This window comes from Pauljensenia sp. C0170B4 (assembly GCF_056590235.1).
In genome coordinates this window covers 57669-70439 of the sequence record NZ_JBWPVS010000002.1, presented here as the reverse complement: position 1 = coordinate 70439, position 12771 = coordinate 57669, and the positions used below count along the sequence as shown (strand labels likewise).

The 12771-nt window shown below is 60.0% G+C and carries 14 protein-coding genes; 1 reads left to right on the top strand and 13 read right to left on the bottom strand.

Features of this window, described 5'->3' with window-relative positions; translation table 11 throughout:
- Positions 1 to 34: 34 nt before the first annotated feature.
- From AC1EJ1_RS02825 to AC1EJ1_RS02790, 8 genes are all read right to left on the bottom strand, one after another.
- Positions 35 to 493, bottom strand: a complete 459-nt coding sequence (locus tag AC1EJ1_RS02825) for a preprotein translocase subunit YajC (protein ID WP_285014038.1) — start codon at positions 491 to 493, stop codon at positions 35 to 37.
- A gap of 152 nt (positions 494 to 645) precedes the next feature.
- Positions 646 to 1674: a Holliday junction branch migration DNA helicase RuvB gene (gene ruvB / locus AC1EJ1_RS02820; protein WP_285014318.1), complete on the bottom strand. Its 1029-nt coding sequence runs from the start codon at positions 1672 to 1674 to the stop codon at positions 646 to 648.
- A 1-nt stretch (position 1675) separates the two neighbouring features.
- A complete protein-coding gene (ruvA, locus tag AC1EJ1_RS02815; RefSeq protein ID WP_285014037.1) occupies positions 1676 to 2269 on the bottom strand; it encodes a Holliday junction branch migration protein RuvA in 594 nt (197 codons plus the stop codon).
- A gap of 35 nt (positions 2270 to 2304) precedes the next feature.
- Entirely contained in the window at positions 2305 to 2934 is a 630-nt protein-coding gene (ruvC, locus tag AC1EJ1_RS02810; RefSeq protein ID WP_058236777.1) for a crossover junction endodeoxyribonuclease RuvC, read from the bottom strand.
- Positions 2925 to 3518, bottom strand: coding sequence for a pyridoxal 5'-phosphate synthase glutaminase subunit PdxT (pdxT, locus tag AC1EJ1_RS02805; RefSeq protein ID WP_058236913.1), 594 nt, complete (start codon positions 3516 to 3518; stop codon positions 2925 to 2927). Before pdxT ends, ruvC begins: the two co-directional genes overlap by 10 nt.
- 7 nt (positions 3519 to 3525) lie before the next feature.
- Positions 3526 to 4449 carry a pyridoxal 5'-phosphate synthase lyase subunit PdxS gene (pdxS, locus tag AC1EJ1_RS02800; protein ID WP_058236778.1) on the bottom strand — a complete coding sequence of 308 codons (924 nt, stop codon included), beginning with the start codon at positions 4447 to 4449 and terminating at the stop codon, positions 3526 to 3528.
- Positions 4446 to 5210 (bottom strand): YebC/PmpR family DNA-binding transcriptional regulator, encoded by a 765-nt coding sequence (locus AC1EJ1_RS02795; RefSeq protein ID WP_480295303.1) that lies wholly within the window; start codon positions 5208 to 5210, stop codon positions 4446 to 4448. Before AC1EJ1_RS02795 ends, pdxS begins: the two co-directional genes overlap by 4 nt.
- 113 nt (positions 5211 to 5323) lie before the next feature.
- On the bottom strand, positions 5324 to 5818 hold the full coding sequence (locus AC1EJ1_RS02790) for a SixA phosphatase family protein (protein ID WP_070727411.1): 495 nt from the start codon (positions 5816 to 5818) through the stop codon (positions 5324 to 5326).
- Positions 5819 to 5853: 35 nt separating this feature from the next.
- Between AC1EJ1_RS02790 and AC1EJ1_RS02785 the strand changes: the two genes are divergently transcribed.
- Positions 5854 to 6069, top strand: coding sequence for a hypothetical protein (locus AC1EJ1_RS02785; RefSeq protein WP_285014035.1), 216 nt, complete (start codon positions 5854 to 5856; stop codon positions 6067 to 6069).
- A gap of 26 nt (positions 6070 to 6095) precedes the next feature.
- Here the strand turns inward: AC1EJ1_RS02785 and AC1EJ1_RS02780 are convergent, their stop codons facing one another.
- From AC1EJ1_RS02780 to coaBC, 5 genes are read right to left on the bottom strand one after another with little or no spacing between them, the layout of a single operon-like run.
- Complete coding sequence (locus AC1EJ1_RS02780) at positions 6096 to 7706, bottom strand: ABC-F family ATP-binding cassette domain-containing protein (protein WP_285014034.1); 1611 nt, start codon at positions 7704 to 7706, stop codon at positions 6096 to 6098.
- A 19-nt stretch (positions 7707 to 7725) separates the two neighbouring features.
- On the bottom strand, positions 7726 to 9723 hold the full coding sequence (locus AC1EJ1_RS02775) for a primosomal protein N' family DNA-binding protein (protein WP_285014033.1): 1998 nt from the start codon (positions 9721 to 9723) through the stop codon (positions 7726 to 7728).
- 6 nt (positions 9724 to 9729) lie between these two features.
- Positions 9730 to 10347: a vitamin K epoxide reductase family protein gene (locus tag AC1EJ1_RS02770; RefSeq protein WP_285014032.1), complete on the bottom strand. Its 618-nt coding sequence runs from the start codon at positions 10345 to 10347 to the stop codon at positions 9730 to 9732.
- A 4-nt stretch (positions 10348 to 10351) separates the two neighbouring features.
- A complete protein-coding gene (gene metK, locus AC1EJ1_RS02765; protein WP_285014031.1) occupies positions 10352 to 11554 on the bottom strand; it encodes a methionine adenosyltransferase in 1203 nt (400 codons plus the stop codon).
- Positions 11551 to 12771 (bottom strand): bifunctional phosphopantothenoylcysteine decarboxylase/phosphopantothenate--cysteine ligase CoaBC, encoded by a 1221-nt coding sequence (gene coaBC, locus AC1EJ1_RS02760; protein WP_285014030.1) that lies wholly within the window; start codon positions 12769 to 12771, stop codon positions 11551 to 11553. The genes metK and coaBC overlap by 4 nt, the downstream gene beginning before the upstream one ends.

The following is a 12771-nucleotide window of genomic DNA, read 5'->3' as shown; positions in this document are numbered from 1 at the left end:
CTTGGTCAATGAAGTCGATGAATGGATGAATGAATTAGATGACGGGCGGAATATCGTCCTTGTTGCGGTTCTTGTCCCGCTTATCCTCGTCCTTAAGATCCGCTGCGAGCGTGTCGCCCTCGTTCACTGACGAGGGTGTCTCAGGTTCGATGGGATCATACCCAAGTACAGCAGGCTCATCTTCTTCCTCGGAAATGGCTTCTTCGATGTGATCAGCTGATTCCGTGGCGAAAGGTGGCTCGCCGACTTCGCGGATGACGGAACGTTCCCAGTAAGTTTCGGTGCCGTCCGACGTTTCCAGGATGACGATGTCGCCATCCTGATCCACGTAGCGTCCCCAGAACCCTACGGCGGTCTTCACCCATGCACCGGGCACCATCTGTTCGCTGATGATCCGTTGCTGTTCTTCCTGCTGTTTCGCCATTTTCTTGCGAGCGCGTGATGAGAACCAAAACATCACAATCAGCATCAACAACAGCGGCAGCCAAAGCATTAACGAGCCGGTACCTTGCACGGGGAAACCTCTTCATCCTCGACAAATCTACGTATATGACAGCACCGTGACAGTACACGGCGCCCGTTGCAGTCTACCTGTTCGTCTTCTCGATCGCGACGAACGGCGCCACTGTGCGTGCTACCTCACGTTTAAATCAGCGTGTCCTGATCGCTCGGAGGGGTCAGATTCAGGTGTGACCATGCTTTCGGTGTAGCTGCACGGCCGCGTGGGGTGCGAACAATGAACCCCTGCCTCATCAGGTACGGTTCAGTGACAGTTTCAACGGTTTCAGCTTCTTCGCCCACGGTGATAGCCAACGTCGACAGCCCCACCGGCCCTCCGCCAAAGCGCACGCACAGTGCTTCGAGGACGGCGCGATCCAGTCTGTCCAGTCCCGACTGGTCCACTTCAAACAATGCCAGTGCTTCACGCGCCGATTCCAGTGTGGGTGTTCCGTCCCCATGCACCTGCGCGTAGTCAAGTACGCGGCGCAACAGACGGTTTGCAATACGTGGCGTGCCGCGTGAACGGGAGGCGATTTCATGGGCTGCCTCATCGCTCACCGACACTCCCAGTAGCCCTGCCGACCGGTTGATGACCTGAACCAGGTCCTCTGTCTCGTAGAACTCCAGGTGCCCGGTGAAGCCGAAGCGGTCGCGCAGCGGTGCAGGCAGCAGCCCGGCACGCGTGGTCGCGCCCACCACTGTAAACGGTGGCAGTGTCAGCGGAATCGACGTGGCGCCCGGACCTTTGCCAACGACCACGTCGACACGGAAGTCTTCCATCGCCAGGTAGAGCATTTCTTCAGCGGTGCGTGCCAGGCGGTGAATCTCGTCGATAAAGAGGATGTCGCCCTCCTGCAGGCCAGACAGGATCGCGGCGAGGTCGCCAGCGTGCTGGATCGCAGGTCCGGAGGTTAGGCGCAGTGAGGATCCCATCTCCTGCGCAATGATCATCGCCAGGGTTGTCTTTCCCAGTCCAGGCGGTCCGGCCAGGAGCACGTGGTCGGGTGTGACAGAGCGACCGATCGCTGCTTTCAACACCAGTTCGAGCTGTGTGCGCACGCGCGGCTGACCCACGAATTCGCTGAGGTGTTTCGGACGGAGAGCAGCTTCAGCTGCGCGCTCCAGTTCCGTCGCATCGGGCGCGACAATGCGCTCAGACAGGTCGTCATCCATCTCATCCACGGGTGCCTCCCAGCTTGATCAGTGATGCGCGCAGAAGGTCGGATGCCCCCATCCCCTGCCCGGCAAGTGAGTCGACTGCTTTTCGGGCAATCGCCTGTGTCCAGCCGAGCTGTACCAGTGCAGCGGTGACTTCCTCGGTCACTTCATCACTGTCGGGTTCGCTGGGTACATCTTCAGCGTGTGCAGCGGGCCCCAGCTTGTTCCCAATTTCAAGGACGATCCGATCAGCAAGTTTTGGCCCCACTCCGGGGATCTTCCTGATTTGTGCGCTGTCTTTTTGGGCGAGGGCGTCGCGCAGCTGGTCGGGTGTGAGAACTGCCAACGCCGCCAGGGCGATGCGCGGTCCCACTCCGGAGACGGTGCGGATCACGGTGAACACGTCTTTCTCGTCACGCGTCGGGAAGCCGAACAAAGTGATCGCATCTTCCTTGACATCCATGACGATGTGGAGCGTGACCTCATTGCCACGGATCAGGCTGTGCGCCGTTGGTGGAGTGACCTTGACGGCCCATCCAATTCCACCGTTGACCACAGTGACTTCATCCAGGCCGATGTGCTCAACCGTTCCAGTCAGCAGTGCGATCACCGTTATTCCTCCTCGCTACGAACATCTGTTCCATCTTAGCGGCGATGCCAGCGCGGATCGACCGCACCCGTGCGGTGTTGCGTCGCCTGAGCTTCTGCCCAGATCTGCTGAGCCCGTGTCATGGTGCCCTTGGAGGAGACTTTGCCTGACAGGGACACGGTAATCTGAGAATCATCCCCCGCGCCGAGCAAGCCTGAGCCTCGCCAGGCGTGACAGATTGCAATTGCAAGGGCGTCAGCCGCGTCTGCTGGCTTCGGCGGAGTATCGAGGCGGAGGATGCGAGCCACCATGTGCTGCACCTGCGCTTTCCCGGCGGTGCCAGAACCGGTGATCGCTGCTTTGACTTCTGACGGTGTATGGACTGCCATTGGCAGACGTGCCTGCCCGACACATGACATGGCCACGCCCATCACCTGCATTGTGGTGGTTACTGACTGAAGGTTGTCCTGTGCGAAAACCCGTTCAATGGCCACCACTTCAGGCTGAAAGGTCTCAATGGTGTGCCGGATCTCCTGGGCAATGGATGCGAGGCGAAAATGGGTGGCCAGACTGGTTTTGGTTCTGGCCACGCCCACGTGAACCAGCGCCGCTGCGCGTGACGCATCAACATCGACCACTCCGATTCCGCATCGGGTGATGCCCGGGTCAATCCCCATTACGCGCATTGGTCAACCATCTGCACGAAGAGAGAATGGATCCGGTTGTCTCCCCCAATTTCAGGGTGGAATGATGTCGCAAGGCAGTGCTCGTTACGCAGTGCGACAATCGGCCCGTCAGCTTTGTTGTCGGCACGCGCCATGACGCGAACAGATTCTCCGACCGTATCGACCCATGGAGCGCGAATGAACAATGCCCGAAATGGCGTGTCAAATCCATCCACCTCCAGGTCTTCTTCATGGGAGTCGACCTGCCGGCCAAATGCGTTACGTCTGACAGTCATGTCCATTGCGCCCAATGCGATCTGGTCGCTGCGCCCGTCAAGAATAGTGCTGGCCAGCATAATCATGCCGGCACAAGTCCCCCACATCGGCATTTTCTGATCCACAGCCCCATGCAGTCCTTCGTCCATACCTGTGGCATGCATGAGGATAGACATGGCGGTTGACTCCCCACCGGGAATAACCAGGCCGTCGATCTGTGTCAACTGGTCAGGGTGGCGCACATACACAGCGCGGGCGCCGGATTCTTCCAGCGCCCGCACATGTTCTGAGATATCACCTTGAAGCGCGAGTACGCCTATGGTTCTCACGCTGGTGTCACCATCCGCGCTCAGCCAGGCGGTGGTCAACCGGCAAATCGTCAACGTTGATGCCGACCATCGCTTCCCCCAGTCCGCGTGAGACTTCCGCAATGGTGTCAGGATCGTTGTAAGCCGCTGTTGCGCGCACAATCGCGCTCGCGCGCTTAGCCGGATCACCGGACTTGAAGATACCGGATCCAACGAAGACACCCTCGGCACCCAGCTGCATCATCATCGCGGCATCCGCAGGAGTGGCGATGCCGCCGGCGGTGAACAGGACGACAGGCAGGCGGCCTTCTCGTGCCACCTCTGCGACCAGTTCATACGGTGCCTGCAGTTCTTTCGCTGCCACATACAGCTCGTCCTCGGGCAGCGAGGTCAGGTGCTGAATCTGGTCACGGATCTTGCGCATATGCGTCGTCGCGTTCGACACGTCACCGGTGCCGGCCTCGCCTTTGGAGCGGATCATGGCCGCGCCTTCACTGATGCGGCGCAGAGCCTCACCCAGGTTGGTCGCACCGCACACGAACGGCACGGTGAACTTCCACTTGTCAATGTGGTGCGAGTAGTCAGCCGGGGTCAGCACCTCGGATTCGTCAATGTAATCGACGCCGAGGGACTGGAGCACCTGCGCTTCCACGAAGTGTCCGATGCGGGCTTTGGCCATGACGGGGATGGAGACGGCGTCAATGATGCCGTCGATCAGATCCGGGTCTGACATGCGGGCCACGCCGCCCTGGGCGCGGATATCCGCGGGGACGCGTTCGAGTGCCATGACGGCCACGGCACCGGCGTCTTCAGCAACCTTCGCCTGCTCAGGGGTGACGACGTCCATAATGACGCCGCCTTTGAGCATTTGCGCCATTCCACGCTTGACGCGGTCGGTTCCGACCTGGCGTCCTTCGTCGGTGGGTGTGGCAGCAGAGGGATTTTCGCTCATTCCTCCTCCTGTTCAAGTTGAGCGCGAACTTCATCGCTCAGTGACATGTTGTGGTAGACGTTCTGCACGTCATCAGAATCTTCGAGGGCGTCCACGACACGCATAACCTTGGTGGCACCTTCAATGTCGAGTTCCACCTGTGTCGAGGCAACGAACTGCGCCTCAGCAGAGTTGTAGTCAATTCCTGCATCCTGCAGCGCGGTGCGCACAGCGACCACCTCGGTCGGCTCACAGGAAATGACGAAGACGTCTCCTTGCTGGGCGACATCTTCGGCACCTGCATCGAGTACGGCTTCCATGATGGAATCCTCATCCACACCGTCGGCCTCCGGCACCTCGACGATTCCGCGACGGGAGAAGAGGTAGGACACCGAGCCGGAGTCAGCCAGGTTGCCACCGGAACGGGTAAATGCCAGGCGTACATCTGATGCCGCGCGGTTGCGGTTATCGGTCAGACATTCGACCAGAATCGCAACACCTGCGGGACCGTAGCCTTCGTACATGATGGTTTCGTACTCAGCGCCACCGGCTTCTGCACCGGAGCCACGCTTGACAGCGCGATCAATGTTGTCGGCCGGAACGGAGTTCTTCTTCGCCTTCTGGATGGCGTCATACAGCGTGGGATTACCTGCGGGATCTCCTCCACCTGTGCGGGCTGCCACCTCAATGTTCTTGACGAGCCTGGCGAAGAGTTTTCCACGCTTGGCGTCGATGGCTGCTTTCTTATGCTTTGTGGTTGCCCACTTGGAGTGTCCGGACATGAATTCTCCCCTTGGGTATGGTCTAGTACGCGTATAGTGTAGCGCCCTGATCCCAGTACGGGCGCCTGGTGCACAGTATGAGAACCGTTGAGGTAAGTGTTTTCACACTTTCGTCACGCTGGCTCGCGAAAAACTTCCATTTCGCACGAGTTCTCGGCCAGCTGCGACCAATTGCCCTCGAAAGTGAGGACGACGGCGGTACCCGTGGGAACACCCCAACGGACTTTTTCCTTACAGGATCGGCGTGCCCCCAGCGATGCCGCCATTGCTGAAATAGCTGGCTCGTGGCCGACCATCATGACTGAGGTGACTGACGCGGGCAGGCTCCGCGCCTTGTCGAGCAGACTGTCAGCGCCGGCCAGATACAGTTCGTCATCAACTGAGGTGGTGCGCACCTCGATCGATGTGTGGAGCTGCGCCGCCGTTTCCTGTGTACGCACGGCGGGCGATGTCAGTGACAGATCAACGTGGTCAATCAGGCGTGAGACTCGTCGTCCCAGTCGCCGAGCCTGCTCAACACCTTCTGGAGTCAGCGGCCTTTGACGGTCACCGGAGCTGCTCGAACCGGCAGCAGCGTGACGTACCAGGATAAGCGTTCGTGTCGTCATAGTATCTACAATAGCGAGGATCGAGGAGGGATTGGATGGCACTGGCACCCGGGCCAGAGGATTTGGCGTGTTCAGCACGCGGATGCAGCCGTAAGGCTGAGGTTGCGATCATCTGGTCAAATCCGGCCATTCACACTGGCCGATCCAAGACATGGCTGGCGTGTCGTGATCATCGCGACTCGCTCCAGCAATACCTGGCCTACCGGGATTTTCCCACCCGTGTCGTCCCAATTGACGAGGTCGACTCTTAGCGTCCGACCACGTTAACCTGCAGTTTCTAGGTAAGTGTGACCAGGTCCAGGTACGACTCATCCCACAGATCCTCATCGGCGTCAGGCAGCACCAGCACGCGGTCCGGGTTGAGCGCCTCGACCGCGCCGGGATCGTGCGTGACCAGGACGACGGCGCCCTCATAGGTGCGCAGCGCGTTGAGAATCTCCTCGCGAGAGGCTGGATCAAGGTTGTTCGTCGGCTCATCCAACAGCAGCACATTTGCTGCAGAGACGACCAGCGTCGCAAGGGCCAGGCGCGTCTTCTCTCCGCCGGATAGTACGCGCGCCGGCTTATCGATGTCGTCCTCGCCAAACAGGAACTGCCCCAGCACGTTGCGAACGTGCGTGGTGTCCAGGTCAGGAGCTGCGTGCGCCATGTTGTCATACACCGTGGCGTCCATGTCCAGGAAGTCGTGTTCCTGGGCGTAGTAGCCAAGTTTGAGGCCATGCCCACTGATGACTTGCCCCAGATCAGGCTCTTCCACGCCGGCCAGCAGGCGCAGCAGCGTCGTCTTACCAGCACCGTTCAGACCCAGGATCACCACACGCGAGCCGCGGTCAATTGCCAGATCCACACCAGTGAAAACTTCCAACGAGCCGTAGGATTTCGACAGGCCCTCTCCTGACAGTGGCACGCGTCCGCATGGCGCAGGTTCGGGGAAACGCAAACGCGCAACCTTTTCATGCTGGATTTCCTGACCAGCCTGCTCAATCAGTTCATCGGCGCGGCGCAGCATCTGCTGTGCCGCAACAGCCTTCGTTGCCTTCGCGCGCATCTTTTCGCCCTGCGCACGCAGCTGTTCGGCTTTCTTGAGCGCGTTGGCGCGTTCGCGGCGGTGACGGCGTTCATCCTCGTCGCGTTGACGCAGGTAGGCAGACCATCCGAGGTGGTAGACATCCAGTGCCGTGCGGTTCGCGTCCAGATAGAACACGGAGTTGACCGTGTCATCCAGCAATTTGACGTCGTGGCTGATCACCATGAATCCGCCGGAGTATGCGCGCAGCCAATCGCGCAGCCACAGGATTGAATCGTGATCAAGGTGGTTGGTCGGCTCATCCAGCAGCAAAATATCAGCCTCTGAGAAAAGAACCCGAGCCAGTTCGACGCGGCGTCGCTGACCACCGGACAACGTGTCGAGGCTTTGCTCCAACACGCGATCGTCTAATCCCAGTGAATGAGCGATCTGCGATGCCTGAGCATTGGCAGCCCACCCTCCAGCATTCGTGAAACGCTGGTCGAGCTTGACGTAACGCTCCATCGCCCGCTGTTGGCGCTCCCCTTCCAGGGTGGACATTTCATGCTCAGCTTTGCGGATCTTCTCTATGAGGGTGTCGATACCTCGAACGGAGATGATGCGCTCACGCCCCGTCATCTTCTGGTCGCCAATGTGGGTGTCCTGTGCCAGGTATCCGATGGTGCCGCTGCGACGCACGTGCCCAGTAAACTCAGCGGCACCGTGATCGCTCTCCCCTGCTAAGAGGCGCATCATGGTGGTCTTGCCGGCACCGTTTCTGCCAACCAAACCGATACGCATCCCGCGGTCAATCCTGAAGGTGGCGTTCGAGATCAGTACGCGTGCACCGATCCGAAGCGAAAAGTCCTGCACAGAAATCACCTATCGAGTCTAAGCGGTGTCAGAACAACTCGGGAGGATTGACTTCCATTCTCACAGGTGCCAGCTTGTGGGCTGAGCGGTGCTGCCGCACCTGTGTCAGCTGGTCAAGCAGCGTATTTGTATGCGAAATCGGCGTGCGGACAAGAGTGCGGATGTGCTGGTCGGGCTCATGTTCCGGCATGGCGAGGGAGAGCTGGGCACTATCAGCTGCACGGCGTGTGGGCGCCTGTTCGATCGGAACTGTGCCGAGCAGCTCCGCATCTGAAAGACTTGCCACAATCGCGTGAACGTCAGGTGCAGGCCCGTCGAGGGCAACGATTGTCGTAAAGGGGAAGAATCCTACAGAACGACGTTCTGCCAGCTGATCGGCAGCAACTCTGACCGGATCCCACCGCACGAGGGCCTGACCCAGTGTCGGATCTGACAGACCGACAACGATGGCAGGGTGTGCGGGCGCTACACGTGACAATGCTCCGAACCAGCGGCGCATGGCTTCCTCGTATGCCCACAGTTCAGGGCGTGCGGCTGTTGTATCGGCATCGAGGATAACGGCTGCCTCATAGCCGCCATCGAGGGTAGGTTCTGCGCCGGGTGTTGCCACCACGATTCGTGAATCCGTCGGACGCAGTGTGTCGATCCGATGGTCTGCAGAAGAGACCACCAGTGGCAATCCCGGTAAAGCTCGAGCCAGTTCCTCTGCCGTGCGTTCAGAGCCGATTTGGCGTGCGCGCACCGCGTGCGCTGCGCAATGCGGGCACGTGAACGCCGACGCATCCCACTGACACCATTGGCACACAATCTGGCGATCGCCTCGCATCGCCAATGGGCCGTGGCATCTTTGACATCGCGCCGTCCGATGACACTGTGCGCAAGCAATAACCGGCACATAGCCGCGTCGTGGCACCTGAATCAGGACATGCCCGCTCTGCGCACTTTCCCGGATAAAGCGCTGCACGCTGGTCGGAATATTACCTGCCGATGGGCCTTCCCTGGCCGCGTCAAAGTCATCGAGGACACGTACGCGCGGCGCATGTTCGCGCAGCGCGTGGCGCAGCGGTGTGAGCGGCACTGCCCATGAGGAATTGACCAGCATATGCGATTTCACCGACCGTGCCAGGCTTGCGCTGAGCAGGTCGACCCCTTCCAGGTGGGCACGCGCGATCGCAACATCGAGCGCGCTTGTGCGTGGAGACCGCTCCTCGGTTAAACGGTCATCACCGTCATCCCACACGATGATTGCTCCCAGATCCTTCACTGGTGTCCACACAGCTGATCGTGTTCCCACCAGGATGGTCAGTTCTCCGGCTAGTGCGCGCAGATGAACGGCAAATCGATGAGCTGCCGAATCATCCGACCCGACCGTCTCGACACAGTCGGTACCGACGATCAGGGCGATCTGCGCAGCGATTCGATCCACCTGTTCACGCGTGGCGGCCACCACGATGACAGGGGCGCGCACCGAGCGGATTGCCACAACGGTTGCCAGCTGGCGTATCCAGTCATGGGGCACGACCTGCCAGACGATCCGCCCTGGCGCAGTCGGGTCCCCCTCGTACCACGACAGGAATTCCGTGTCCATTGAGATTGGCGAGGGCACCGCGCAGTCTCGGTGTGCAGCGAGAACGTCTTTTTCACTGCGTGCATGCCGCGCCGGGATCGCCAGTGAGAGCACCTGTGAGGTGGTCGCCAGATGTTTATGCGCAATGTAGCGCGCCAGTGTCAGCGTGGATTCGTTGAGCACCGGAGTGCGTGAAACAACGGACTGGATGGGTGACAGGGCGCGGTGGTGCGGTACGGTCTCCCGACCCACAACCCACCCTCGTTGGCGTGTACCGGCCAATGCAACGCGCACGGTGCAACCGACAGTTACTGCAGAGTCAAGTTCGGGTGGGACGGCGTAGTCAAGCGGATGATCGAGGTGCGCCAAGTCGACGTCGACCAGAACGTGCGCGACAGTCAGTGGGTCACGGGAATCCTCACGTGGCGGTGGTTCGAAGCCCGGCAGGTATGACTCCATTGCGTCTCACGCAATGAGCTCCGGGCCGTACTTAAGGACGATCAGTGCGGCGATGATGACAAGGATACCGCTCGTGATCCACCAGTCCGTGCCCGAGGCTATGAGGGAGCGAATGCTGGCACTTGAGGGCAGCGTTTCGCGGACCAGGCAGATACGCGTCATGGTGGCGAAGATCAGCAGTGATGACACGAACACCACCAGGCACCACGGGCACAATACCTGGATGACAACGTAGGACTGGTAAAACAGCCATAGTGCGCTGGCCAGACCGCCGGCGGCGAGGACTTCCGCGCCGATGAGGAACAGACGTGACAGGCGCGAGCCGGTGAGAAGGGCGCATGCAATAGTGAACACCGCTGCGCCAAAGGCGATTCCGAAAAATGCGTTGGGGAATCCCAGGACGCGGGCCTGCGGTGTCAATGCGACTGCCGAGCATGACAGTGCATCGCTGACATCGCATCCGAAGCGGCTGTTCTGGTCACCTGCAAGGATCCAGGCTTCCACGGACAGGACGAATGAGGCGATCAGGACTAGAGCCGACATAATGGCCAGCACTACGACGCTTCGCATCATCCACGCGCGCGAGGGAGCATGGTCGAGATCGAAATCGTCCCGGTCCGCCATAGTCTTAGCCTTTCAGTGCTGCGCGCAGATCCTCTATGCGGGTCACGTCTTCCCACGGGAATCCCGGTCGGCCGAAGTGGCCGTACGCTGAGGTCTCCTTGTAGATCGGGCGCAAGAGAGCGAGGTCCTCGATCATACCTGCTGGGCGCAGGTCGAACACGTCGGTGATTGCGCGCGCGATGGTCGCATCGTCTACCTGCCCCGTATCGAAGGTGTCGACGTACAGACCTACCGGGTGTGCTCGGCCGATGGCGTAAGCCACCTGAACTTCGCAGCGTTTCGCGATGCCTGTTGCAACGATGTGCTTGGCAATCCAGCGCAGCGTGTAGGAAGCTGAGCGGTCAACTTTCGATGGATCCTTACCTGAGAACGCGCCACCTCCGTGCCGCGCCATTCCGCCGTAAGTATCGACGATGATCTTGCGTCCGGTCAGGCCTGCGTCGGCAGCTGGTCCGCCGTACACGAACCGTCCCGATGGATTCACGAGGATTTCGGCGTCTTTCCAGGACACGTTGAGACCTGATTCGTCCAGCACTGGTTCGATGACATGGCGGCGCACTTGCCGAGTCAGGTCTGCCAATGTGAGTGCCTCGTCGTGCTGGGTGGACACAACGATCGTCTCGATACTGACGGGCGTGTGGTTCTCGTCATATCCGAAGGTCACCTGCGTCTTGCCATCAGGGCGCAGACCGTCGATGGTGCCGTCGTGTCGAACCTGTGCGAGGCGATGAGACAGCTTGTGTGCCGTCCAGATCGGGGCAGGCATCAGATCCGGTGTCTCATCGGATGCATATCCGAACATGAGGCCTTGGTCGCCGGCGCCCTGAAGTTCGCGCGGGTCAGCTGTATCAGCCCCTTCACGTGCTTCAAGGGAACGTTCCACTCCCCCGGCAATGTCCGGGCTTTGTTGGCCGATCGACACGGAGACACCGCAAGAGGCGCCGTCGAATCCAATTCGCGACGAGGTGTATCCGATGCGGCAGATTTCCTCGCGAACGATCTGCGGAATTTCCACGTAGGCGCGGTCCGTGGTTACTTCACCCATGACATGCACCTGGCCAGTGGTGGCGAAAACCTCGATCGCGGCACGTGCATGTGGGTCTTGTTCGAGCAATGCATCAAGGATTGAATCCGCGATGCGGTCACAGACTTTGTCTGGATGACCTTCAGTTACTGATTCCGAAGTAAAAAGTCGAAGCGATGTCACCGGGTTATCTTACCTATCCTCTGTGCGACCTCATCGATGATGCCGGCCGCAATTGTTACCTTCGATCCGCTGACTGTTTTCACGGGCTGTCCCTCGCGATCAACCAGCACGACCTGAGATTCCACGTCACCGAATCCCTGTCCGTTCCCTACGGCGTTAATAGCCAGCAGGTCGGCTGCCTTTCGCCGAGCTTTGTCGGCACCACGCTCGAGCACAACCTGAGGCGAGCCGGTTTCGGCGGCAAAGCCGACAAGCACCGGTGGACGCTGGGGCAAGTGGGCAACCGACGCCAGAATGTCGGTGGTGCGTTCAAGCTCGATGGCAGGCGCATCCTGAGTCGACGGATCTTTCTTGATCTTGTCGTCGGCAACGTGGATGGGTCTGAAATCTGCCACCGCAGCTGCCATGATCGCAATGTCCGTTGTCGCGATGCGGTCAGTGACTGCCTGATACATCTCAGCGGCTGTCGGGGCCGGGATGACGGTAATTCCGTGCGGAATCAGGTGATCGTCGATGTTGGCGGCAACCAGGGTCACGTCTGCCCCGCGTCGACGCGCTTCAGCTGCCAATGCGCATCCTTGCCGGCCGGATGAGCGATTGCCAATAAAACGGACGGGATCGATCGGTTCCTGGGTACCGCCAGCCGTAATGAGGACGCTGCGTCCGGCAAGGTCCCCCTCGTGCGGCTCGAGAGCTTCAAGGACGCGTTCCGTGATGATGAGCGGATCAGGCAGACGGCCTGTGCCGCTGTCTCCTGAGCTCAGCGGACCGTCATCCGGTTCGATAATGATCATGCCACGCGTGCGCAGTGTCTGGATGTTGTCCTGAGTTGCGGCGTTAGTCCACATCGCACTGTGCATGGCGGGTGCCAGAATGACAGGCGTATCGCGATGCGCAGCCAGCACAACGGTGGTGAGCAGATCGTTTGCCATGCCCGCTGCCAGGCGTGCAATGAGATCTGCCGTGGCAGGTGCAATCACAATGGCCTGCGCGTGGCGGGCAATCTCGACGTGCTCGGTTGCTCCACCGTCAAATACGCTGGTTGTGACGGCCTGCCCACTGAGCGCATGCCACGTGGTATCACCGACAAAGTGGGTGGCAGCCTGAGTGGGGATGACTCTCACTGCATAATCGTGGTGCTGGAGTTCGCGTACTACGCGGGTCACCTTGTACGCAGCAATGCCGCCGCCAACTCCGACGACGACCAGTGGCTTCAT

Excerpts from the sequence above, each read along its gene's own strand:
- AC1EJ1_RS02775 (WP_285014033.1), bottom strand. The coding sequence starts at position 9,723 with ATGGAGTCATACCTGCCGGGCTTCGAACCACCGCCACGTGAGGATTCC.
- AC1EJ1_RS02825 (WP_285014038.1), bottom strand. The coding sequence starts at position 493 with ATGCTTTGGCTGCCGCTGTTGTTGATGCTGATTGTGATGTTTTGGTTC.
- AC1EJ1_RS02785 (WP_285014035.1), top strand. The coding sequence starts at position 5,854 with ATGGCACTGGCACCCGGGCCAGAGGATTTGGCGTGTTCAGCACGCGGA.
- ruvC (WP_058236777.1), bottom strand. The coding sequence starts at position 2,934 with ATGCGCGTAATGGGGATTGACCCGGGCATCACCCGATGCGGAATCGGA.
- ruvB (WP_285014318.1), bottom strand. The coding sequence starts at position 1,674 with ATGGATGACGACCTGTCTGAGCGCATTGTCGCGCCCGATGCGACGGAA.
- pdxS (WP_058236778.1), bottom strand. The coding sequence starts at position 4,449 with ATGAGCGAAAATCCCTCTGCTGCCACACCCACCGACGAAGGACGCCAG.
- AC1EJ1_RS02770 (WP_285014032.1), bottom strand. The coding sequence starts at position 10,347 with ATGGCGGACCGGGACGATTTCGATCTCGACCATGCTCCCTCGCGCGCG.
- coaBC (WP_285014030.1), bottom strand. The coding sequence starts at position 12,771 with ATGAAGCCACTGGTCGTCGTCGGAGTTGGCGGCGGCATTGCTGCGTAC.
- AC1EJ1_RS02795 (WP_480295303.1), bottom strand. The coding sequence starts at position 5,210 with ATGTCCGGACACTCCAAGTGGGCAACCACAAAGCATAAGAAAGCAGCC.
- AC1EJ1_RS02790 (WP_070727411.1), bottom strand. The coding sequence starts at position 5,818 with ATGACGACACGAACGCTTATCCTGGTACGTCACGCTGCTGCCGGTTCG.